Origin of the sequence: Marinoscillum sp., assembly GCF_040222955.1 — a bacterium.
Lineage (GTDB): Bacteria > Bacteroidota > Bacteroidia > Cytophagales > Cyclobacteriaceae > Marinoscillum.
This window is the reverse complement of the sequence record NZ_JAVKCA010000013.1, coordinates 142,211-164,620: the sequence shown is the minus strand read 5'-3', so window position 1 is coordinate 164,620 and position 22,410 is coordinate 142,211. Positions and strand designations below refer to the sequence as shown.

At 47.8% G+C, this 22,410-nt stretch carries 30 protein-coding genes; 23 read left to right on the top strand and 7 right to left on the bottom strand.

The features are described from left to right. Nucleotides 1-11 precede the first annotated feature (11 nt). The 3 genes from RIH33_RS13190 to RIH33_RS13180 all read right to left on the bottom strand — a co-directional run bounded on the left by RIH33_RS13190 (nucleotide 12) and on the right by RIH33_RS13180 (nucleotide 5,471). Nucleotides 12-3,335 (bottom strand): BspA family leucine-rich repeat surface protein, encoded by a 3,324-nt coding sequence (locus tag RIH33_RS13190; RefSeq protein WP_406651280.1) that lies wholly within the window; start codon nucleotides 3,333-3,335, stop codon nucleotides 12-14. A gap of 754 nt (nucleotides 3,336-4,089) precedes the next feature. Further along, on the bottom strand, nucleotides 4,090-4,653 hold the full coding sequence (locus RIH33_RS13185; protein ID WP_406651278.1) for a hypothetical protein: 564 nt from the start codon (nucleotides 4,651-4,653) through the stop codon (nucleotides 4,090-4,092). Continuing rightward, nucleotides 4,650-5,471 (bottom strand): helix-turn-helix transcriptional regulator, encoded by an 822-nt coding sequence (locus tag RIH33_RS13180; protein WP_406651277.1) that lies wholly within the window; start codon nucleotides 5,469-5,471, stop codon nucleotides 4,650-4,652. The genes RIH33_RS13185 and RIH33_RS13180 overlap by 4 nt, the downstream gene beginning before the upstream one ends. Nucleotides 5,472-5,555: 84 nt before the next feature. Here RIH33_RS13180 and RIH33_RS13175 point away from each other — a divergent pair, with 84 nt between their 5' ends. The 23 genes from RIH33_RS13175 to RIH33_RS13065 all read left to right on the top strand — a co-directional run bounded on the left by RIH33_RS13175 (nucleotide 5,556) and on the right by RIH33_RS13065 (nucleotide 18,473). Then, entirely contained in the window at nucleotides 5,556-5,828 is a 273-nt protein-coding gene (locus RIH33_RS13175) for a hypothetical protein (protein ID WP_406651276.1), read from the top strand. An 89-nt stretch (nucleotides 5,829-5,917) separates the two neighbouring features. Further along, a complete protein-coding gene (locus RIH33_RS13170) occupies nucleotides 5,918-6,148 on the top strand; it encodes a hypothetical protein (RefSeq protein ID WP_406651275.1) in 231 nt (76 codons plus the stop codon). After that, nucleotides 6,145-8,475: a transposase family protein gene (locus tag RIH33_RS13165; protein ID WP_406651274.1), complete on the top strand. Its 2,331-nt coding sequence runs from the start codon at nucleotides 6,145-6,147 to the stop codon at nucleotides 8,473-8,475. The genes RIH33_RS13170 and RIH33_RS13165 overlap by 4 nt, the downstream gene beginning before the upstream one ends. Nucleotides 8,476-8,494: 19 nt before the next feature. Then, nucleotides 8,495-9,430, top strand: a complete 936-nt coding sequence (locus RIH33_RS13160) for an AAA family ATPase (protein WP_406651273.1) — start codon at nucleotides 8,495-8,497, stop codon at nucleotides 9,428-9,430. A 13-nt stretch (nucleotides 9,431-9,443) separates the two neighbouring features. Beyond that, entirely contained in the window at nucleotides 9,444-10,088 is a 645-nt protein-coding gene (locus tag RIH33_RS13155) for a hypothetical protein (protein ID WP_406651271.1), read from the top strand. Nucleotides 10,089-10,176: 88 nt separating this feature from the next. Continuing rightward, on the top strand, nucleotides 10,177-10,644 hold the full coding sequence (locus RIH33_RS13150; RefSeq protein WP_406651269.1) for a hypothetical protein: 468 nt from the start codon (nucleotides 10,177-10,179) through the stop codon (nucleotides 10,642-10,644). After that, complete coding sequence (locus RIH33_RS13145) at nucleotides 10,641-10,859, top strand: hypothetical protein (RefSeq protein WP_406651268.1); 219 nt, start codon at nucleotides 10,641-10,643, stop codon at nucleotides 10,857-10,859. Before RIH33_RS13150 ends, RIH33_RS13145 begins: the two co-directional genes overlap by 4 nt. Beyond that, nucleotides 10,847-11,239 carry a hypothetical protein gene (locus tag RIH33_RS13140; protein WP_406651267.1) on the top strand — a complete coding sequence of 131 codons (393 nt, stop codon included), beginning with the start codon at nucleotides 10,847-10,849 and terminating at the stop codon, nucleotides 11,237-11,239. Before RIH33_RS13145 ends, RIH33_RS13140 begins: the two co-directional genes overlap by 13 nt. Nucleotides 11,240-11,250: 11 nt before the next feature. Then, nucleotides 11,251-11,451, top strand: coding sequence for a hypothetical protein (locus RIH33_RS13135; protein WP_406651266.1), 201 nt, complete (start codon nucleotides 11,251-11,253; stop codon nucleotides 11,449-11,451). Next, nucleotides 11,441-12,094: a hypothetical protein gene (locus RIH33_RS13130; RefSeq protein WP_406651265.1), complete on the top strand. Its 654-nt coding sequence runs from the start codon at nucleotides 11,441-11,443 to the stop codon at nucleotides 12,092-12,094. The genes RIH33_RS13135 and RIH33_RS13130 overlap by 11 nt, the downstream gene beginning before the upstream one ends. After that, complete coding sequence (locus RIH33_RS13125) at nucleotides 12,091-12,573, top strand: hypothetical protein (protein ID WP_406651264.1); 483 nt, start codon at nucleotides 12,091-12,093, stop codon at nucleotides 12,571-12,573. The genes RIH33_RS13130 and RIH33_RS13125 overlap by 4 nt, the downstream gene beginning before the upstream one ends. Beyond that, nucleotides 12,573-13,010 carry a hypothetical protein gene (locus tag RIH33_RS13120; RefSeq protein WP_406651263.1) on the top strand — a complete coding sequence of 146 codons (438 nt, stop codon included), beginning with the start codon at nucleotides 12,573-12,575 and terminating at the stop codon, nucleotides 13,008-13,010. Before RIH33_RS13125 ends, RIH33_RS13120 begins: the two co-directional genes overlap by 1 nt. Beyond that, entirely contained in the window at nucleotides 13,007-13,297 is a 291-nt protein-coding gene (locus tag RIH33_RS13115; RefSeq protein WP_406651261.1) for a hypothetical protein, read from the top strand. Before RIH33_RS13120 ends, RIH33_RS13115 begins: the two co-directional genes overlap by 4 nt. 409 nt (nucleotides 13,298-13,706) lie before the next feature. Beyond that, the gene (locus RIH33_RS13110; protein WP_406651259.1) at nucleotides 13,707-14,234 is read left to right on the top strand and encodes a host-nuclease inhibitor Gam family protein; all 528 of its coding nucleotides are present in this window, start codon (nucleotides 13,707-13,709) and stop codon (nucleotides 14,232-14,234) included. After that, nucleotides 14,231-14,650: a hypothetical protein gene (locus RIH33_RS13105; RefSeq protein WP_406651257.1), complete on the top strand. Its 420-nt coding sequence runs from the start codon at nucleotides 14,231-14,233 to the stop codon at nucleotides 14,648-14,650. Before RIH33_RS13110 ends, RIH33_RS13105 begins: the two co-directional genes overlap by 4 nt. Continuing rightward, complete coding sequence (locus tag RIH33_RS13100; RefSeq protein WP_406651256.1) at nucleotides 14,647-15,006, top strand: hypothetical protein; 360 nt, start codon at nucleotides 14,647-14,649, stop codon at nucleotides 15,004-15,006. The genes RIH33_RS13105 and RIH33_RS13100 overlap by 4 nt, the downstream gene beginning before the upstream one ends. Continuing rightward, nucleotides 14,969-15,448 carry a hypothetical protein gene (locus tag RIH33_RS13095; protein ID WP_406651255.1) on the top strand — a complete coding sequence of 160 codons (480 nt, stop codon included), beginning with the start codon at nucleotides 14,969-14,971 and terminating at the stop codon, nucleotides 15,446-15,448. Before RIH33_RS13100 ends, RIH33_RS13095 begins: the two co-directional genes overlap by 38 nt. Further along, a complete protein-coding gene (locus tag RIH33_RS13090) occupies nucleotides 15,441-15,707 on the top strand; it encodes a hypothetical protein (protein ID WP_406651254.1) in 267 nt (88 codons plus the stop codon). The genes RIH33_RS13095 and RIH33_RS13090 overlap by 8 nt, the downstream gene beginning before the upstream one ends. Before the next feature lie 12 nt (nucleotides 15,708-15,719). Then, nucleotides 15,720-16,346 carry a hypothetical protein gene (locus tag RIH33_RS13085; RefSeq protein ID WP_406651253.1) on the top strand — a complete coding sequence of 209 codons (627 nt, stop codon included), beginning with the start codon at nucleotides 15,720-15,722 and terminating at the stop codon, nucleotides 16,344-16,346. Beyond that, nucleotides 16,339-16,848: a hypothetical protein gene (locus RIH33_RS13080; RefSeq protein WP_406651252.1), complete on the top strand. Its 510-nt coding sequence runs from the start codon at nucleotides 16,339-16,341 to the stop codon at nucleotides 16,846-16,848. Before RIH33_RS13085 ends, RIH33_RS13080 begins: the two co-directional genes overlap by 8 nt. Nucleotides 16,849-17,051: 203 nt before the next feature. After that, nucleotides 17,052-17,957 (top strand): DNA cytosine methyltransferase, encoded by a 906-nt coding sequence (locus RIH33_RS13075; RefSeq protein WP_406651250.1) that lies wholly within the window; start codon nucleotides 17,052-17,054, stop codon nucleotides 17,955-17,957. Further along, on the top strand, nucleotides 17,950-18,111 hold the full coding sequence (locus RIH33_RS13070; protein ID WP_406651249.1) for a hypothetical protein: 162 nt from the start codon (nucleotides 17,950-17,952) through the stop codon (nucleotides 18,109-18,111). Before RIH33_RS13075 ends, RIH33_RS13070 begins: the two co-directional genes overlap by 8 nt. Nucleotides 18,112-18,245: 134 nt before the next feature. Then, complete coding sequence (locus RIH33_RS13065; RefSeq protein ID WP_406651247.1) at nucleotides 18,246-18,473, top strand: hypothetical protein; 228 nt, start codon at nucleotides 18,246-18,248, stop codon at nucleotides 18,471-18,473. Between the two features lie 27 nt (nucleotides 18,474-18,500). On the opposite strand, the gene RIH33_RS13060 is transcribed toward RIH33_RS13065, so the two are convergent. The 4 genes from RIH33_RS13060 to RIH33_RS13045 form a co-directional block, all read right to left on the bottom strand. Beyond that, a complete protein-coding gene (locus RIH33_RS13060; RefSeq protein WP_406651246.1) occupies nucleotides 18,501-18,926 on the bottom strand; it encodes a hypothetical protein in 426 nt (141 codons plus the stop codon). Nucleotides 18,927-18,976: 50 nt separating this feature from the next. Continuing rightward, the gene (locus RIH33_RS13055) at nucleotides 18,977-19,504 is read right to left on the bottom strand and encodes a phage virion morphogenesis protein (RefSeq protein ID WP_406651245.1); all 528 of its coding nucleotides are present in this window, start codon (nucleotides 19,502-19,504) and stop codon (nucleotides 18,977-18,979) included. A gap of 8 nt (nucleotides 19,505-19,512) precedes the next feature. Further along, nucleotides 19,513-21,669: a DUF935 family protein gene (locus tag RIH33_RS13050; RefSeq protein ID WP_406651244.1), complete on the bottom strand. Its 2,157-nt coding sequence runs from the start codon at nucleotides 21,667-21,669 to the stop codon at nucleotides 19,513-19,515. A 119-nt stretch (nucleotides 21,670-21,788) separates the two neighbouring features. Beyond that, entirely contained in the window at nucleotides 21,789-22,409 is a 621-nt protein-coding gene (locus RIH33_RS13045) for a hypothetical protein (RefSeq protein ID WP_406651243.1), read from the bottom strand. Nucleotide 22,410: the final 1 nt, after the last annotated feature.

Sequence of the window (22,410 nt, the reverse complement as noted above, 5' to 3'; positions counted from 1 at the left end):
CAAGTTCGCTACTATTGCTTAATGAATCTAATGTACTCCTTGCTTTGATTTGACAACAGACATATTACATACACCCCTTTTTTTAAATCCGATACATCTATCAAATGATTCCCCTCTGACAATGTCTGACTCGACAGTTTTGCTCCATTCAAAGAGAAAATTTCTAATACAGCCTCCCCATTCAGATGAATGGAAAACTCATTCTCAACCGGGTTGGGAAAAACCTCAGTCGGAATCTTTCCAGGTATCGAAAGTGGTACACCAAAAACAACAATTTCAAAGCTATCTGTCACAGACAGGCCTCCCAAGTCAGTAGACACCACCTCAACGGAATGAGTCACATCGCTGGCAGATTTGTTGAAAGGACTTTTAATTCGGAGTTTATTATCTACTATTTCGAAAAAATCCGAGGCTTTTGACAAAACATATATAAACTCATCATCCAAATCTTCATCCTGAGTATCAAGAGTCCCCACTTCTGTTCCAATTTCCGCATTGCCATCCAGTAGAACATGCGTCTCAAGTGAAATCGCCAGAGGGGGCTCATTTCTGTTGAGCAACTTAATCTCGAATGTCTTCTGACAGGCCAGTCCCACCTGATCCACAGCCTCCAATAGTACCTCAAAAGTTGACTGCTCTTCAAAATCAGGATTGAGAATACTCAATTCGTTACCCTTAATTTCAAATCGATGACTATATGAAGAACCCACCTGAGTTCTAATGGTGAATAGATGGGTATCATCGGTGTCCTCATCAGAAACAGAAATAACACCAACAAAAACCGCAGTGTCATTATCTTCCATCACCTCCAAATTTGAAAGGCTCATATCAAATGGTGGTTCCGGCGTGTCCTCAATGCTTATTTCAAACGACTGACGAAACGAAAGACCACCCAAATCGACTACCTCAATATATACCCTGTAAATTTGTTGGACTTCAAAATTGGGGTTTACTATGTTCAGCACATTTCCAACCACCTCAAAATGATCATTATCAGCATCATTCTCACCATCCCCTGAGACCAACTGAAAGGTAAATTCATCGGAAACATCCTCGTCAATCACAGTAAAACTCCCCACCTGAACAACCTCTGTATTTGACTCAGTAACCAAAGAATCTGATAGTGAAATCATCGTTGGCGCATCATTCATATCTTCTACATAAATATGAAAAAGCTCCTGATAAATCCCCCCTCTATCATCCCTTACCTGTATGGTAATAGAATATGTGTCTTGCACTTCATAATTCAGTGTCTGATTGGCAAAAAGGGAATCGTTGGAGATAAGAAAAGTATCCTTCGCAGTGCTCCTGATTAATGTATACTCGGGTTCTCCCCAGGCATTCGTATCAACTGAAGACAGCACTCCAATCAAAGTGGCTGTCGAGTTATTCTCTTCAATGGTATTTTCAGATAGCAAAACATCCGAAGGGGATACATTAGGCTCAAAATAAACCTCAAAGTCATTGGCGTATTCGGTAGGAGAAAAACCATGACGTCCCAATCCGAAGTACCCAAAGTCACCCACTGTGTAAGCTATGGGATCAGTCCGGTTAGCCCCAAGCTCAAAATAATCTCCGAGATTCTCTACCTCATTGGTTCGGGGATCATACTTAATGAGGTTGCTCTTACTTCCATAAGCAATGTACCCCTGTCCATAAAGAGAAAAGGCCGCAGCATCATTGACACTTAAGTTGAGCCCATCTGCAAATATTTTCTCTGTCCACGTTTCTGTAGCAGGATCAAACTCCTGGATATCCGATAGCTGAGACTGGAAGCCATCAAAGTAATATCCCCCTCCGACATAAGCCTTATCCCCTATCACAAACGAAAACGCGCCCTGGCGCTTATCACTCCCCCAGTCCGGGAGCTCTGTCCATACATTGGTGGCCGGGTCGTACTTCCAGAAATCAGATTGCTCACCCTGATTGTTCTTGCCTGTGCCCACGTAACCCTGCCGACCCATGGAAAAGGCCACGGAATTGGTTCGGGCACCACCTCCAAAATCGGCTATCGGGGTCCACAAATCCTGAGCAGGACTGTAGCTATAAAAGTCTGACAAATAATTACCGTCCTCATCTATACCCAACCCCACATAAGCCAAAGAATCAATCACAAAAGCAACGGCCGAGGCTCGTGCCGCACCGGGGAAATCTGCGACTGAGTCCAACCCGGATGAAATATTGAGCCAGTCCCCAAAATAAATGGAGTCATTTCTTCCCAAACCCAAAAATGCCTCTCCCCCAATTTGTAGTGCAACCGAACCACTTCTTCCTCCGAAATCGTCAAAATCACAACGCTTACTATCACCTTCTATAGTCCATCCATAAGTATCAATGAGGCTTTGGCGGGCATCTACTCCCAGACAATAACTAAGCCCATGAGGTCCCATGGTGATGTCACGCTGAAGAGTCGGCAAGCCGGACCACTTAATCAGCAATCGATCATACTTCTGAGTCGAAAAAGCTGTCTGATAGAACATGTCCGACATATCGGTCACATTGGATACGTCCCATCCACTTATATCCTGATTGAAGGAATTTGCAAACCAAAACATATAGGACATATTATCCACGTTAGAAACATCCCAGTTCCCTATGTTCTGATTGAATGCCCGAGCTCCATTAAACATACTTTGCATCTTGGTCACACTAGAGACATCCCAATTACTAATATCTTGATTAAAGTGAGTTGCTCCACTGAACATTCCAGTCATTCTAGTAACATTAGAAACATCCCAATTACTGATGTCCTGATTAAATGAACTCGCTCGATCAAACATGTTGCTCATATCAAGAGCACTCGAAACATCCCAATGGCCAATTGGGTCATTGAAAGCAGTAGCCCCTTCGAACATGAGTCTAAAATCCTGCACATTGGTCAAATCAGGAGCGTCAGTAGCTGGAATCCTCACGTTAACACAACCCATAAAACAGGTGACCATGGCGCCCCAACGGATGGTCCCCCATTGCTCTACGGTCAGCAATTTCTCAGCATCTGCATTTTTTGCGATGGGGAAATATAATTTGGGAAAATCTCCGGATATTTCTACTCTGTAGATGCCCGCAGTTGGAAAATCGATGGTTACATCTTCTGTAAGTCCTGTCAACGTGCCATTGATGCTGGCGTCACTCACGTCCTCCCAGTAAATATCAAAATTATAGGTGTAGATAGGAGTAAAGTGAGCAGGATTGGTCCGAATAGTGATCTGATTATCCTCCGAGGCTCCCGGATTATCGGTCTTCCAGGTGGTGATAAACGGACGATCCTGGGCCTGCAGACCCAGACTTATCATCAGTCCGAACAGGATCAAGGTGGCAGTGAATACCTTTTTCATAGTTTACTTTGTTTTGAATGGTCGGAAAATTCTAACCCGGTCAAGGAAATGAATCATGCCGGGGGTTCATTTTGGAAAATGGAGTTGGGAGAAATAATGCCAATTTGTGCTCACACAGAATAAAACTGTGCCAGCCCACTAAGATGCGCGGATACCAGCATCAGCCTTCGCGCAACGCTAAACAGCCTTTCAGTACGGATTTTGGGAGCGGCACATAGCAACAGCTACCTCCGGGGGAGAAATGGTTGGTTGGTTTCATAGGTTAGGTTCATTAGGCACAAACTGCACGCCGCCTCCTGCTAAATAAAGAGCTCCGAAAAGCCCTGATAGTGAGTCGGATAAAGGTGGCACACAGCTAACTTATCAGCTAAGAAATATAGGGGGTAAATAGAAAGGTACATATTATAAAATTGCGCGGATTTCTCATTTTGCGGCTTTCCTGCAAGTATAGGCCGTTTTTAGGCCATCACACAAAAAAGCGCCGAAAATTCAAATGTGAATATTGAGTAATTACACTATAATCTTATGGACGAAAATTGCTCCCTGTTTAACTAATATGTAATCGGGGCGTTGAAAGTGCGCTAAAAGCGGCTGAATTGGTTAAACTGGCGTTTAACACTTGTTGAACTGAAGGGCTACTAATTAAAATTTTGGGCTGGTACCAGTGCTGTGGGTGGCATGCACATTTGAATTTTGAGAGCGGGTTAGTAGTACACTTAGTAGTACATTTTAGTAGTACACGAATATCAGAAAATCAAAGCTGTTTGCCTATTAATGAGAAGTGGCGTTTTAATATGTCCTGACTCTTTAAATTAAGCTCAAAGTCCTTGTAATATTTATTGCCATACACCCTTATCTTGGTTATATCATGATTCATAATGTGGCTATAATTTTCCTCAATTTTTGACTGGAAATTGCTCTTATCCTCACCCTCATCTCTGCTCAGTAATAAGTATGAGGCCGTAGGTGAATCATCGCAATCGGTATCACTTAACTGATGAATCTCAATCTTAGACTTATCTTCAAAAAGAATGATAGCTTTTCCATCATACTTAGATAGGCATCCTACATCGCTCATGAGATACAAAGTAATTGTATGTAAAGTGATGCTATCCTTAATTAAACAGGAGGTATTAACCAATAGAGATTTATCGACATCAACAAAGTCACTTGGCTTGATGGTCTTCCCTCTCCAAGGACTTGTTATAATCTTCCTAGAACCTGTGAAGTCGTCTATTTCGTCAAGTTGAATTGACTGAGAAAAACATGCAATTTGAGCCAATATCAGCGAGATGGTGATGAGGGATACATTTCTCATTTTGATAAGTGGTTTAGTTTATGTTTTAGTATAGCTACATCCGCCTGCAAATCTAATACGGATTTGTAAACATCACTTGGAGGGGGAATATGGCGGCTAATTGACGCCTTAAACTCCCATACCTCCATTATATTTTCCAGATGTAGCAATATGTCTGCATACTCTCCAGACTTATTGTCACTTTGACAAATCAACACCTTAGACTCACTTGAAAGTCTGTTGATACAACGCTTAACAATGACCCCTTCATCGCAAATAATCACATAAACACGGGTGTCCTTGATCTGAAATGGATGCTCTACCCTCTCGGAAATAATCCAATCCCCTGGAGTAAGACCTGATCTGGTTTGAAATTGATACATGCTGTCTCCTTGAACTTCAAATGCTCTAAAAGTGCCGTTATTAAATCCTGGAAGTCTATATACCGGAAGTTCTGACAGATACTCAGGATCTCCATATCCTGACAGATACCCGGCCCGTGCTTTGACGTTTACGAAAGCAATATTTTCATTACCCTGAGGATCTACTGTTATTATGTATGGGTATGGACTCTCCGGTTCATTTACTGTATTGACTCTTTCCTGAAAGCTGTATCGGCTATCTATAATCATTTCGCCTTCACCTTTCAGGAGCCACACCGGGTTTAAGTCTGAATACTTTTCGATAATTATCGAAATCCATTTAGACTGAATGTCTTTATTGTCCTTGATAGCACGACCAATAGCACCATTGGAGGCCCCAATAGCCATTTCAAAGGATCTAACACTAATACCCTTTTCATCCAAGTATTTCGCTATTCTATCGATAATAATCGACATTGTTTCGATAATTCTTTAAGATCAGTTTGCAGATATAGATAATTATCTATACAATTGCACACATACAAGCATACAAAAAATCAAATGTACATAAAGGATAGGAAATATAGCGATGAGCAGATAGCCACTGTATACAGGCACCTCAAGTACAGTGAGAAAAAGCTAGTAACTGAGCGTCTTGGATGCCATCGAAACCACGTGTATCGGGTTTTCAAAGGTGACTACTACGATGAAAAGGTCATAAATGAGTGCCTGAAGGTGATAGCTGAGCGGGTAGAATATCAGGCCAGTGTGTCAGGAGTGCTCGAAAAAGCTCTCGGGTCTATCAATGACCTTAAAATGATTGCAAGTCTTTAGAAAGTTTTTATGTCGCGCTACAATCTAACAATCTCCACGGGGATCTATCAAAGATCCCCAAAGGATTTCTCCACTAACCTACAAACCTCATGAAACACTGGATGCACTACCTGTACGATGGCGGAAGATGGGCCAGAATGATAGGCTCTGATATGGATGACCTGACCATGAAGCGCGACAGACTACTGATGGAGCTGTCGGCCATCAATGAGCGCATTGATGAAGAGGAAACGAAGGTGATGAACGAAGTGCTGAGGGAATGGACGATAGAGGAGATAGATGAAGCGAAGGCACGGGCAATAAAAGAGGATAAGCTATGAGGATAGACTCTGACGGCACTCTATGGATGCACTGGAAGGATCTGATGTCCTACGGATACACCCATAACACCTTAAATGTCGGTACAACCAGATACCGCGCCGGTGCATCCACCTCCTACGAAAACAAGCCTGACCCTGAGAACGGCCAGCTTAACCTCATCAAATACGACTCAATCCCCAACCGCGAAGAGAAGCTCCCAACGAAACAAGAGCTTATATCCGGCTACCAATCTGACCGGCTGGCCGGGATGGTGATAGAAGATCCTCTAGCCCTGAGCTATTACGCCGATTACGGGCTGGACACAGCGCGAGTGGCGCAATACACCGAACAGGCCGCATGGATGATGCTCTCGGCCCCTATGAACCGCTCACAGGCGCGTTTGCTTGGGTATAACAGTGTAGATGACTTCTACAATGATGTGATCAAATACACGAATAAGCATGAGATACTTGTCATTGCTAATCTGGCCTCCTTCAAACGGAAGCTCAAGCCCTTCAACCAACTAGCCAAAGCCGAACCCAACCTTTTTAACCCAGACTCCAAGGAGTACTTCCTGAAACAAGACACCAGATCAGAGCTATATGAAGCCGCTCTGAACCACCTCATATCAAAGAAACTAGGCAAGCGAAACGCCGCTAAGCTGGTGATCAACGAAGATGCACCACGGACTAAAGATCAGGCTCAGCTGTGCCAGGACTACATAGTAGAAAAGGCAGCGGAGGGCATCAAAACGGGTGGTAAAATGAGCGAAACACAAGTGTATGGCCAGTATATGGGCCGTGCCACCCGCGAGTTTAGCAAATGGAAAACCGCCGTGGATCTATGGGCCAAAGATCAGGACGAAACTACCCGCCAGATCATTGCGGCGTTTTGGAAGAATCAAAGTGGTGACCATATAAGTGAAGTAACCGGGCTTGCCGTGAAGGACATCAGGCCGGTGCTCTATCACATCCGCGAGGAGATCAAAACCGGATGGAATGACAAGTGCCTGTTCACCCTGGAAACGATCCAGAACCTACTGAAACGAACCGAAGTGCAAAAGGAGATCTATCCCCTTCGGCACGGCAAAAAGGAGGCCCACAACAAACACTCGCGCATCATCACCCGCCGCCCGGCATCATTTGCCAACGCCAAATGGGTGATAGACGGTACACCCTGGCACCGGTATTATGTCCATGACGGATACACCTACCATCGCCTGAATGTATTTGTGGTGCTGGACGCGCACAGCTGGGCCGTGATAGGCTTCTATGTGAGCAAATCGGAGAATGTGGATCAGGTGATAGGCGCACTAAGATCCGCCTGTATGATTACCGGGTTTATCCCCTACGAGCTTCAGAGTGATAACTCCAGCGCCATCAAATCTTACCGCTCACAATATGCCATCAACCAACTGGCCAAATGGAACATCCCCGCGCGCGTAGGCAACGCCAGAGCGAAGATGATCGAGCCATTCTTTGCCCACTTTAATGAGCACGTGGGCAAATTCAGAGAAGGCTACTCCGGTAACCCATTCGCCAAGGACATTGACCGACGGCCAAACCTGGACATGCTTCACCAGCTACGCAAAACCGGAGGGCTATCCACCGAGCGGGACGTGATCAGGGAGCTAAAAGAAGACTTCAATACGTGGAATAACCACCTGTTTAACGGTGCAAAACCGATAGAAAAGTACAAGCAATCCACCGACGAGACTGCTCACCTTCAGCGCAAATTCAATGAAGCCATTGACCGGGAGGCCTTCTGGTACATCCCCGGAGAGGCCAAAAAGATCAAAGAGACTGGCCAAAAGCTATTTGTACCTAAGGAAGTGCGATTTGACGGTGACGGCCTCAAGTTCAAACGCGAGGAGGATGAAAAGCCTACCGTATTTGACCTCCCCTCTGGCGAACTATCTGACCGGTACATGGGCGAACGCTTCACCATGAGGGTACACCCTGACAACTATAACGAGGAGGGCCGAAGCGAGAACAGAATAGCCTACCTGTACCAAAACAATAAGCTGGTAATGCACAATGGAGAGCCGCTGGTGGCCGTGCCGAAGAAAACCTTCGCCAATGCCCTGGTGGACAGGCTCCCCAACGAAGGCACGGAATGGGCTGAGGAAATGCAGCTGGAGGAGGACAGGAAAAGTACCGCAAACAACCGGTACCAGGAGCGCATAGAGCGCCTGAAAAAGGCCAATCTACTGGGTGATCCGGTGACGGCTCAGACTGTGGAGGAGGGAAAAGAACGGGCTACCCTGGCAAAAAACCGGATGTATGAAGGACTGCTGGAAGGGCCTCAGGAGGCCGAAGGCAAAAGCATCTATGACCTAAAAGAGTAACTGATAAACTATAATAAATATGCTAACGAACAAACAAAAGAAAGAAGTAAGCAAGGCCGCAAATATGTGGGTGGCCAAATCAAAGGATCGCTCACAGGCGAAGCTGAGTGATGCCGTGGGTATCAATAAGGCCTACATGAGTAACATCTGCAAGGAGGTGTTTCAGATCAACCACGCGGAACGAGCGCCCAGCCCGATCAGCGATAAGGTGTTTTACCGGATAGCGGCTGAGATCGGCCTCCAGCTGGAGTTTCGGCCACACTTCAACAGTGAGCCACACCGGCGCATCCTTAAGGCCTGTGCCTTCACCCAAAAGATGCACCGCCGCTTCATCATAGACAGCAAGGCCAGCGGTATGACGAAGACATACACCCTTGAAAAGTACGCCGCTGAGAATGAAAACGTGGTGTATGTGAAGTGTACCAGCCTGATGAAAGGTAAGGATCTGATACAGCTCCTATTGGATAAGCTCCATATCAGCTTTGAAAAGCGGGTGAGCAATACCGTGAAGCTCAACGCCATCACCAAGAAGATACTGGAGACTCCCGGAATCCTCATCATCATCGACGAGTTTGAGAACCCGAGCATGGACATGCTACTGGTGGTCAAGGACATTGAAGACGCTACCTACCAGCAGGCCGGGTTTATACTGTGCGGCATGGGGCTAATAGCCTACCTGAAAGCCGCCAGCCAGAATAACCGCAAGCTAGGGCCTCAGCTCTGGAGGCGCTTCCGCAACTACACACTGCGACTGGGATCTTACTCCCCGGACTATACCATCAACGGGCTGATAGAGCACGGCATTGAGAATGACGAAGTGATTGCCTGGATCACCGATCGGGTGCAGGACTTTGGCCGCCTCAGTGAGTACGTGAAGGACATTCATGACCACCTGATCATACAGGATAAGGAAGTGACTGTGAAAGAAGTAGAATCATTATTCAAACCCCTTTAAACGACTGTTAAACATGGAAAAAGTAATCAGTAAATCAGTAATCAGTGATCAGCGGGAAGTGGTTGACTTCCCTACACTGGATGCCAGGATACATATAGACTATGCAGTAGCATTTAAACTGGCTTGTCAATTAAATAGTCAGCGACCAATCGGATCGGACGACTTGTATAAAGTCTGTGACTTTGGTTCTTTCAGCAAGCCACATGCCAGGTATGTGGTGGCCACTCAACCTGAGTGGAAACACTTGTATGGTCAACTCATTAATAATTTGAGACTTCCTACACCTGAGGAACTTGAAAAAAATAAAATGACCCGGTTAAAGGCTTTGGCAGAAGCCTCTAAAGTAGGCGAAATTACCTGGGCATCCGAGGCAGGCTTTGTAAAGACTCCAGAGCAAATGGAGCTGATAGAGCAGCAAGCTTTTGAGAACGGCCACCGGGAAACCCTCCGGGATGCTAAGGCCGGGCTATACGCCAAATCTGAGGAGCTATACAACGCCACTCAGGTAAAAATGCTGATCAATGAAGCTCTGCGCAAGCATGATCAGACCACCATCATAGTACTGAAAAAGCTACAGGGCATGTACAAACTGCCTGACGCAGTGGACGCACTCATCAGAGATCTGGAGCTAAACAAGGAGGAGGTGAATTGTGGATAGATCATTACACCCTGTACACTCGGTTTACGATGGGTATTTTAATACCCATTCTGGTATAAAGGTATCAATTCATAATCCTACACCGGATATGATCACCATTGAGGATATAGCTCACTCACTTGGTATGATCTGCCGATTTGGAGGCCATACACCGCATTTATACTCAGTTGGTCAGCATTCCTTGTTTGTGTCCAATCTGATCAAGTCGAATGGCGGCAGTAACCTATTCAGACTTCATGGTCTGATGCATGATGCCTCGGAGGCATACATCCAGGATATAATCAAACCCCTGAAAGTAATCCTTGGTGATGCCTATGGTGAGATTGAAGGTCGATTTATGGCCGTGATTTGCGAAAAGTTTGGGCTGGATCTGGCTTTGATGGAAAGGGTAAAACCATTTGATAGGGAAGCCCTGGAAGTAGAGCACCGATTCTTTTTCAGTACTAGCACTAAAGGCTGTAATGTGGATTATGGCCCTCAAATGTCTATGCAGCCTGATGTTTGCTTTGACTGTTTTATTGCCGTTTTCATAGAGTTAAAAGGAGGTGAATCATGATCTGGCTATTCTTAGATGCGGTCTACTTCTTTGGTATGGGTCTGGTGATCATGCACGGCCTCAAGGGTAACTCCGCTCCCAGGCAGGGAGATGACCCTGCCGAAATATACATCTGGCACTTCATGAATCTGCTGATGGGGATACTGTGGCCGCTACTGCTCATAGTGAGCATACTACTGATGATCAAAACCGAGGCAGGAAAATGGGCAAAGTAACTATCACTCAGAACAAGGAGCTGAAGGTATGCCTGAAGCTTGACCACAGCGCAATGGATGACTTCTGTGTGGCGCTGAGGTACATCGTGGATCAGTACTGCGTGATGGGTGCTGATAAGTCACTGGGCAAAGTCACCAACCAGAGTGGTGTAATGACCCTGCTCTATGAGGCCATACTGCTGGATCTGTACAACCGCCTGATCAAGCAGGGTGACAGCCCACTGAGGTCTTTGTATACGCCCAGCGCTAAGTACAGCGTGAAGCTCACCAAGGCAGAGGCCCTGGTCTACTGGGCCGCTCTGAATCCACTGCAAATGGTGAAGGATCACCGGCCCGCACTGGCGGTGATCCTCAACCAGATACACAAACTGCTGACTTAAACGAAACGACAATGAAGGACATTTTAAACCTAATACTGGCAATAATACTCACCTGGATCAGCGTGGCCATGGCGGTCACTACCGCGCCACTGTGGCTGATCTACACGGCCATGATGGCCTATGAAGAATTTATGGAGGGGCTTTTCCCCGGGCTACAGTCGGACTATATGGCCGATATGTGGGTAGAGAAAGGAGGAGCCAATGGCTACTAAATCACCTAAAGGCGCAGGGGTAAATGAAATCCTCAACTGGAAATTTGACCTGGCTGAGGGCATCCCTCAGGCGTGGCGTGATCACCTGGGTGAGTTTCCCCAGAAGCAATGGTACATGTATGTAGACGGTGAAGCCGGACACGGCAAAACTGACTACATCATGCAGCTCACCAAGATGCTGGCCACCCATATAGGCAAGGTAAGCCTGAACGGTGTGGAGCAGGGTAAGCACACTCAGATCCGCGAGAGCGCTGTCCGGCACCGCTTTGATGAGCTGGAGCCTGGCAAATTTATATACGAAAAGAAGCTACGCGACTGGGATCTGTACAAGGCAAAGATGAAAAACAGCCGTCCCCGGGTGATGATCATAGACAGCATCAGCATGTGGCCACTGACGGTGAAGGAGGTACAAGAACTCCTCCAGGAGTTTGAGGCGAAGATCATCATACTGGTGGCCTATGCTGCACACTTCAACCAAAACAAGCCTATCCGCCACCTGTGCGACATCAAAGTGAGGGTGGAAAATTTTCAGGCTATCACCAGCTCCAGCCGCTTCGGCGGCAGCAAGCCCTTCACCATCTGGGAGGAGGGATACCGAAAAGCCACAGGCAAGAAATCTAACGGACAAATGAGACTGCTATGACACTAGGATTCCTACTATACTTTGATAAGGCAAAAAAGGTGCCTACTCACTTTCCTGAGAAGATATTGGCTTCCATGCCATACATGACTTATGTAGTTCAACGTCAGATTTTCTTTGAGACTTTTCCTAATTACCCATGGTTCTGTGCGATGGAAAAACCAAAGTATCATACTATCAGAGAAGATAAAAAAGATCGATGGAGGGCAGGCATGGACATCCACTTTGTGGTGGGTAACCGCACACCACACCGCTACCAGTTTGCTCCGATCACTACTTGTAAATCCAAGCAGGAAATTGAAATAACGCCCGGATTCTACCTTGGCGAGACTGTTGTTAAAATAGATGGTCGAAAGCTCTCATTTGCAGAAATGCAAAAACTTGCATGGAACGATGGTTTTTCAAATTTCGCTGAGTTCGCCATCTATTTTAATGAAGGTTTCTCAGGCTATATCATTCACTGGACTAACCTAAAATACTGATGAGCAAAACGAAAACACTGACCCAGATAGAGGCGGCCATTTTGCGAATGGACGCTGAGATCTGCGCCCTTACCGGCCTGAGCTGGGAGGAGCTGAACACCATCAGGTTTGAGACGGCCTATGAGTTTCTGGAGAAAGTCATGGGCGTGGATGCCTACGGCCTGGAGGTGATGCCTAAGACCTCACAGTTTTGGAACTGGTGGAGTAACCAATGGCTACGGGTGGATGAGCTCTATGTGAGCAATCTCCGGTTTGATGTGCGCCAGTCTACGCACTATCTGGAGATGCGCGATCGTGTACAGGTGAACGCCGAATCCGAAGAGCGCAGACTCGCCTACTGGAAGGACTACCACGAGGCCTCCAGGGAGAACTACTACATAGATGAACAGCTCGTGCATCTGACTTATCACCAACTCATAAAAACCCTTGTAAAATGAATCTATCCGCAAAAATCTGGTTTCGCGCTCAGGGGCGCAGAGTAGTGGCACTCTTCATCGTGCTGTTTAGCCGAAAGTTTGCCGTGGTGGCATGGTGGAACTCTCCAGAGAAGATCATGCAGAGCCAGCACATCCCGGGGCATATCGCCTTTGTGGTGAGCCTCACTAATGTACACAAGCTGGATAAGCTGATCAGGCACCTGGAGCATATCCGCCGTGATATGGTGCATAAGAGTAAACACCACGATGGGGTGACTGTGAGGAATAACAAAAAGCAAATAAGGTGAAGCATTACCACCGGGCGAGTGCATGGCGGGGTTTTAGCATTTTTCCCCTGCTACGGGACACTCTAAGGCCATGGCCACATCATACCAATTTAAAACTATGAGAGATCTAAAATACATTATTGTAAAGCCGCCAAACTTGGAGCCTCGCGCAATCCTGTTTAATGGGCTGTTTAATCATTCAGATATATGGCTAGGGGCATCCAAATCGATACCCGGAAGCCTTCTTCTTTCCGCCGGATTTTGTGATCTGGTTGGTGATAAAAGCGAAATAGCGGTATGGGGCGAATCAGAAAGCCTTACCAGTCTTTTGAAACGGAAGGTTACCTCGGATCAAGTCATTGACCCCATTTGCATTTTCCGAACTCTAAAGCATCAACACATTTTGTAACCAATTATCAATATTCTAATTATGGCACAAAGAGCTAAAAAACTAGTAACAGTCGCGCCCTCAGAAGCTGAGGCGCACGAATCAATGAAGGCTTTTGCTGAGGCCTCCAGCAGACTGAAGGGCATAGAAGCCGAAATGGAGCTGGAGGTGCAGAAAATCCGCGAGAAGTTTACTCTCAGGATAGAGAAAACCAGAGTGGACTATGACCATAACCTGGAACTGCTGAAGCGCTACGCTGAGGAGAACAGATCCACGCTATTCGAAAAGAAGAAAAGCCTTAACTGGACGCATGGCATCATTGGATTTCGCACAGGCACTCCCAAAGTATCCAAGCCCTCAAAGGTCACCTGGGACACCATCCTGAAAACGCTGAAGGACGAAGGGCTCAAGGCCTTTATCCGCGTGAAGGTGGAGATCAATAAGGACAAGATCATTGAGAGCCGTGAAGACAAAGTGATCATGAACCAACTGAAGGATCTGGCCGGGATAGAAGTGATCCAGCAGGAAACCTTTTTTGTGGAACCAAAGGAAGAGGAGGTGCGATCATGAAGCTGAAAGCCTATAACAAAGAAAACCTGATGGTAGCCAGCAAGGGCCTAAAGCCGTCCATTCGCTTCACAGCGAAGGGCGGTAAGATCCTTTTAAGCGCCGGGGCTGTCCGTGAGCTGAAGCTGAAGCCGGGTGTTCACCGGGTGGTACTGCTACAGGATGAGGATAAGCCTGAAAACTGGTATTTGAAAATCACCGACAAGAGTGACGCGAATGCCTTTGACCTGTCTGAGTCCAACGGAGCTAAGAGATCCATCGTGAAGTCTGTGTACTTCAACAATACTGACCTGAGTGTGAAAGTGATGAAATCACTAGGTAAACTATCCGAAAGCTCAGTGTCCGTGAAGCTGGGCATCGAGCCTGAGGAGCTAGAAGGAATGACCCTTTACCCAATCGTAACCAAAGTAATATTATGAGAAAAGGAACCTTTGAATTCAAAACACCATCAGCCGAGGAGTACGCACTCCTCGAGGCTGGTATTATGCGCATCCTCTTCATTCCCCTGACCAAGATAGACCGGGCGGATCTGTACGAAGAGGACAAAGCACGGAAGTTTGAAACCGTGATAGTGAAGTCACCCTCCGGCAGGAAGCACCTGGAGTGTGATCACCTGCTCACTGACATAGCTAAGCCGGGGTTTTCCAAAGCCTACGAGCGCAATGGCAAGGAGCCATACCGCATAGATGCTGTACAGCATATGTACCGGGTACATGTAAAACTAAAAACCACTACCGATGAACCAGGAGCTGATAACACACAAGATGCTGACTGACCCTGAGGTACTTATCAAGCCCGGCCAGCTGAGGCGCATTCACATGCTCCTTGGCCGCCTTGGGCTGAATGATAAGGAGACACGGGCGGACATTTGCAGCGCCTTCAGTGCGCGCGGCTTTACCAGCTCCAGGCAGCTCCTGGATGAGGAGGCCGCCCGGATGATAGAGCACCTGGAGAGCAAAACAGAGGAGGACTCCCTACAGCTTATGCGCCGGGCGCTGCTGTCTCAGGGCTATCGCCTGGGCTGGCACCGAAACGCCCGCAAGAACTGTGACCTCTCCGGCAGGCACCCCTCAGTGATCAATAAGCACAATGTGAACGAGTGGTGTATGAGCCATAGGTGCAAAGTGCGCAAGCCCATGGAGGAGATGGATAAGAACGAACTCAGAATCACACTGTCGCAGCTAAAACTCATCACTAAAAAGGAAACCGGTGGCTAATCAATACAAGGAACGAAGCGCATCAACCTGGGATAACGAAACGCTCCTCAGGCGCAATCAGGAAATCATGCTGGTGTGGAACTACCTCCGCAAGGAGAAAAGCCATACGGCTGATTGGTGCCGCAAGTTTATTCACACCAACTACTTTATATCACCCAACTATATCTATAAGATACTGGTGGCTACGGATCTGCATCTGGAGGCCTTTGACGCTGATCAGGCCTCTGTGATCTACCACCACGTGATTGACAACTACTGATAACAAAAAATTATGACTGATCTGAACACTTACAAACTATCATTTGTCGGGTATCATGTATACCTGGCCTTTAGGGATCATGCCCTGTGGATGATCCAGCTACCCGATAAGGGTGTCCCCGGCTATATCCAGTCGAAGTTTCTGGAGGGGCTCCCCTCTGAGGAAAAGAAGCTGAAGGATTACAACTGCTTTTTCGTACGCCACCAGATGCATGAGGTGAGCAGGAAGGAGCTGGAGGAGGCCAAAACCCAGCAGGATAAGATTATCCTTTTCGGCATGGCATTTAAGCATTACCGGGGTATGGCCTACAATTCGTCAGACAAAGAGAAGGCGAATATTAAAAACGTGCCGGTAAACAAGAAGCTGCTGGCCACCTTCTTTGAGTCTCCTGGTGTGTACGTATTCACGATAGAAAACTACATCCAGCGGATAAATGTCACCAAGGACTTTGCCATGAACGGCTTCCCGGATCAGCGCGCGCCTAAGTTTCCCCAGGGCTGGGATCGTGATTTTTGGATGAGCCTGGATGATAAGACCCGCCCGGTCTATGAAAAGCACCTGATGGGGCTGGGCTTTGAAAAGAAACAGTCCGGTGCGGGTTACATCTATTTTGCAGAAAAGGAGGTACATCATGGTTGAGCTGGACTTTGTTATTCGGTTGCTGGTGGTGAGTGTGTTTGTGGCGGCGCTGGGCATGGTGGCTATTTATGAGGCCTTCAGGGCAGTGATGGCTGCTAAGGACAGTCAGATAGTCAAGCTGATAAATGAGCGAAACGCCTACTGGGACAAACGCTTTGATCAGAAGGTGGAACCTTTGAATCTTGAGTCGAATATGCTTAAAGTATCCAGAATGGAGATTGAGCATAGGGGTTTTGAGTTCATCAGTACTCACGTAAAAAAAAGCATTTCCCATGCGTTTGCTGAGGAAATACAGCGGCATCTTTTCTTTGAAGTATTTAATCATGAAGGGGTTTTACCCCTCTTTGGGATAAAGTCGAGACTGAAGATACTACCTATGAGCAAAAAGGAGATGCAGAACCGTATACAGGAGGGTAAATACATGAACCCTGATTATCCGCTGGATGCGTGGATGACTGAGCGTATCAATGCTGATCTACTGAAGGAGGTGCATCATGGTTGAGCGAAGTATGGAGTTAGAACACGAACCGGGTTGCTGTTGTCAGTTCAATCCCTCAGTTGAGGATTCACCGGAAATAGGTGTTAGACTGGTATCAGAGTGTTGTCCTGTGCATAACTACAATCCAACGGATAGAAGCGATTGTGGCTGCTTTGCGCATGTATGCCCTTACGAAAGTAGAGGTAAGGCACTGAAGGAGGTGCATCATGAATGATTACACCTACAAGCCCACGGCTAAATCATACTTCTCGGGAATGGGTGGAATGGATCTGGGATTATCTTATGCCGGGATTGATGTACGCCAGTCGTTAGAAATTGATAACGCGGCCTGCATCACCCTGACAAGGAATTTCTCCCATAGAATACTGAAAGTTGACATCTGTAATCAGACTGTGCTGGATCAGGAAAGAACGGATATTTCTGTCTTTACTTACCCATGCACCAAATACTCGACCATCGCTGATATACACGGCACCAGAACTGGTGATGAGCTGTTTTTACATGCGCTCAGGCATTTGGCTTTGGAGCAGCCTGAGGCTTACGTGGTGGAGAATGTGCCAGGCATGCGTAAGTTTCCTGTGGTGATGGAGGCAATGTCCCAACTGCCTGACTATTATATTACCGTGTTTTGCCCAATCAACAGCCTTACGTGGCTCCCACAGGTCAGGAAACGCTTGATCATCATAGGAACGAAGAGAAGGTTTCATATTACGCCTCCAGATGGACATAGCAGAGTAAAGCTTAGTGACCTGATAGAAGGAGATCCCAGATACACCATTCCAAAATATTTGGTTAAGCGACTCAACGGAGGCTACAGGGATAGGCCAATTATTGTAGATCCTAAAGATCCAGACGCTGTGGCTCCGACCTGTGTGTCGCATTACGCTAAAGATCTTTCTACACGATTGATTAAAGATGATGCTTCACCGATTGGTGTGAGGCCATTTACACCGAGGGAATATGCACGTCTTCAGGGATTCCCGGACTCATTTATCCTTCCAGACTCAAGGGAGGCATATAAGCAAATAGGCAATGCCGTATCAGTGCCGGTGGGCGAATGGACGGGTAATCAATTGATGAAATACTTTAACAAAGGAGGTACCAATGACTGACAAGGAGTTTTGCGATATGTATAGTGCCTTTTACGGGGATAGTGGCAAGGATAAGATGACCAAGCCTGAGCAGCTGACCTTCCAGCGGTTTAATGGCCGTGACCTGAAGGAGTTTGCAGATCATGTGCAAAAGTGGTTTCGCGGTTCTAAATGATTTGGGATGCAAGTCCGGGAGTGGTTTACCGGAATATGCACCGGGGGCTTCCAGACGGGAAGCCCTTTTTTTACTAACGTTTTAAATAAAATACGTGCCCCGACCATGATGCACTAACCTTTAAAAAGTTGACGATGGGACAATATGCTTACTTGATAAACAAAGAAAAAAGAATTTGCTGCGAATCACATAAAATTAGTGGTGGTGGCGAAAGCCTAACAAGAATAGAAGATGGCGAAACCCTTGGTAGATTCTTAGAATATTGCAGAGAAAATCAATTACAAATTGAGTGTGTAAGTGAACACTGGTTTGAGCAAAATGTAGATTTCGAAACCGATGAACCATACACCGATTTTGTGTGATCCTGGCCAGCTATATCGCCGCCATGCCTACCTCCGCGCCAGAATCATAAACCGCTCCTTCTTCACAAAGTAGTGGCGGCTGTCATGATCCGGGTCACTCTCTTGATGCTCCAGTACGTCCCCGCTGATGGCCAGCTCATCCAGCACACTTACCACCAGCTCCGGGTACTGGAGTAGATCCTCCTGTTTTTCTTCAAAGCTGATCACATCCTGCACCACGTGTACAATGACCGGGATATCGGCTTGTTTCACCCCGTCCTCATGCGCCCACTCATGCCGGTCGAACTGTATGCTCAGGTATGGCCGGGGGGGCATGTGATCGGCCTCCTCCTCTTCATACTCACGGTTGTAAACAATGACACGCTCGGGCGGTGTGAGCCCTTCAGCAATGAATAGATCCTTGGTGTCCTGATCTGCAAATAGTGCCTCTATGGCGTTGAATATTGTGGTCATGGTTCTTTGGTTCTAGGTTTTAGGTTTTAGGTTCTGGGTTTTAAGGTTTCTTAGGTGAAACACTTCTGTAGCTCGCGCTCTATGAGTTTGATGATCCTGCGCTCCAGTGCTTTGGAGTTTCCGAGAAACCGCCGCTCGGGCATCTTGATGGTCATCATTTTCTTTTTGGTCAGTGCCATCCATTTCCAGTAAACCTCCCCGGTCTGGTAGTACATAGCCCAAAAGAACCGGCGGCTCCTGGGAGTCACCGTTACTGTGATCCTGCCGCCTTCATTGTGTATGCCTGCGTAAGGCTCGTCAGATCCTACAGTCACACTGGACTTGGTGGTGCGTGTACGCCGGATGCTACGGCGCAGCCTGCCGCCCTGCTTGCCTACGAGGATCTTACCCCCGGGGCGTGGATCTATGTTACTCCGTCCGCCGCGTTCATCCCACTTGCGCACCCCTGATCCGGTATCAAATCCCTGCTTCTCGAAGTTGTCGAGCGCGAAGTTGACCACCTCGTTACCGATGAGGATCGGGAGGCGGTCATTGAGCTGCTGGAGCTTCCGGGCTATGGAGTCATAGTTGTTGGGCACCTTGGGTTTTAGGTTTTGGGTTCTGGGAACTTTGGTATTTTAAGTCCGAATAGATCCTTGGCGCGGTTTTCCTCTTTGCCGGACACCTTATAATAAGGGTGTGACTTAGGGAAGATGGTGCGCTCCTTGCCTGGGTTAAACTGAAACTCCTCCTTCAGGAGTGATTTCAGATCCGGGAGGTTCTTCTTAGGTGTCACCTTGCTGTCGCTGAGTTGGCGTACCGTGCACCTACATCCCCAATCGTAAGGTGGAAGGCCTCCGGCATCCCAAAACGGATCGTCTACCCGGCGCGTGATGCCGTTCCACTTTTCGTGGCGTGTGCGCTCATCCAGTACCACGTCCACCTGAAGGTATGGAAGCACTTCTTTGTCGGTCTGGATCTCCAGCCACTTGCTGGCCATTTGCGCCTGTGCGTGTGCGTTTTGGTACTCTGCAAACAGGTAGTTGATGTTGTACTCCTGGTTGATCTTCAGAGCTTCCAGAGCAAACTCGTTAAACGTGCGTTTAACACCAGAGGCATCCACCAGCAGTTCACTGGCTGCCCGGAGTGTCTTCTCGTTTTTGAAGCCAGAGAAGAGGTACACGTTTTCGCGGAGCTCTGCCAGCAACTGATAATCCGGGGTGGCTTCATCCAGTGTGGTCAGGCTGGCCCCGAAACCTTTCTCCACCTCTGCGAAGATCTCCCCGGCGATTAGCTCGAACAGTTCCTGATCCACATCACCGGGTTTGATAGACCCGTTCCAGATGCCGTTCATGATCCGTGTCCAGATCCGGGATAGGTTATCCTCGTATGAGGCGGAAATTGTACCCCTTTCACGGGGGGAGAGATGGGTAGAGAAATAAAGCTTGTTAAGGGTTGCACTCAAACCTCCCTCTGCGCGTGATTTACTCTTTTTTTTTTGAGGCTCTGGATCTGGAGGGGTGTCCTCCGTTTCCTCTTCTTGTTCATCCTCTTCGATCTTTTCAGGCTGTGGTTTTAGTTTGACGCTCTTCAGATCCTCGCGCCACTGTGCCAGCTCTGCGTCCGTAGGTGGGTCAATACCAAACTCCTCATACCAGACCTCCGGTGGGATGAGTGTGTACTGTGCCACAATCGCAAATACCTGGGCCTGCTGCTTTTTGCTCATTCGCTCGGTCCGCTTGAAGTGGCCTTTGGACCCCTCGGGAATGTTGTAGCCCATGGCGCGGAGGATGGGGATGGCTTCATAGTTCACCAGGAACTCCGTCATCATCATATCCTCGAGGTTTACCGCTTCCTCTACGGCCTGATGCACCCGCCCCAGGGCGTTAGATCCTACACCGTCATTGCTGGTGGTCAGGGTCTGACCGAGCACACAGATAGACATTTCGTCGTTCATGATACCATGAAAGTCCTTGAAGCTGGTGGACGCTCCAGCACGGTTGGTCTCTACTACCTCCACGGACTTACCACTAGAAATGCGTGGGAGTACCAGGTATGAGGCCGCTCCCTGTACTGCCGCCTGCTGTTCTATCTCCCTGCGCTGTGTAAGGTTTCCCGGTTCATAGTAGTAGATCTTCATCGGGATGCCCTCGAGCTGGTTGTGGTAAGCATAGAACACCAGGTTGTCCTTCTTCATCAGCACGTATGGCCCGATGCGGGAAAATATTCCCAACTCCTCCTGACGGCCTACTTCCATGATGCTTTTCGGATATCGGCCTTCGCGATAAGCTAAACCGGTATCGCCGTACATCTCCTTGGTGATGAGGCCGAGCTCAGGGTTGACGTTTTGGCGCGGAACCACCTCAGTGATGATCTTGTCATTCTTCTGTTTGAAGTAGATCAGGGTGTAACCCTTTGTGACCTTAGACATGATCTGACCGAAGAGTTCGTATAGCCAGGGGCCGGATAGTTTCTCCCGGATGTCTTCCGGGATCTCTTCGTCCCAAACCCACTCGGATACTTTCACGGCCCGGGTGCGCTTTTCAGTGATCGATCCCAAGTGCGGATCTTTCTCTATGTTATTATACAGGTCATAGAGGGGCTTGCGCCTTGGGTTATAAACAGACTCGGCGGCTTGCACGGCATTGCTCCAGCTCTGTATGGTCTGGAGTCCCCATTGAAGCTGACCCACGTGGATCTTGGTGCCTGCAATCATGCGCTCATCGCGCCTGTACTGTTTGCCTACTTTTGAGTTTGAAGCCATAGGTTTCTAAGGTTTTGATATTTTAGCCTCACAGCCTTGGGGCTTGTTTTTTCACCCAAGTACCCGTGAGGTGGTTAGATAATCGATTCTCGCGCCTGTTAAACGGCGTTAAACGGCGCTTAGGAGCTACCATGCCCGTCAGTGTCTGTGTGGTGGTCGGTATCATCTGCCAGTCCGCCACCATACATATAGTTCTGTCGGCTGAGTGATCCCCCGCCGATCACGCTCACATCATCCAGTCCGTCACCATCTGCATCGAGCTTTGGCAGCTTAGGATTGAGCTGTCCTTTGGCCACTCTCAGGAGCCAGTCCTTAGCCAGGTCATACTCCTCGCGGATGTGGGTGGGGACATTCTTGCCATGAAGTGAATGATACACCTGGTACAGGCTGATGACTACCATGTAGCGCACGATCATCGGGTTGCGTGGATCATCCACTTCCCAATCATCCGTATTGGCGGCAGGTGGTTTGTTGTTGTTATCCGTTTTGGCCTGGTAGAATATCCCCAGATGAGCGGCGCGCTGATCAGTGGTGAATGGGGTGGTTGCATCCCATGCATAGATGGTGGGGAATACCTGATCCATATCAAATCGGTCTGAGAGATAGGAATATATCTCCTCTTCAGCGGCGCGCTCGGCTCGCGTGAGTCTGGAGCTGTCCAGCCCTTTCAGATCTGTGAGGGTAGTGGTGCGTGCGTAGGTGGCGTAATCTTCCTCCACCAGGATTAGTGTTTGTGCCATA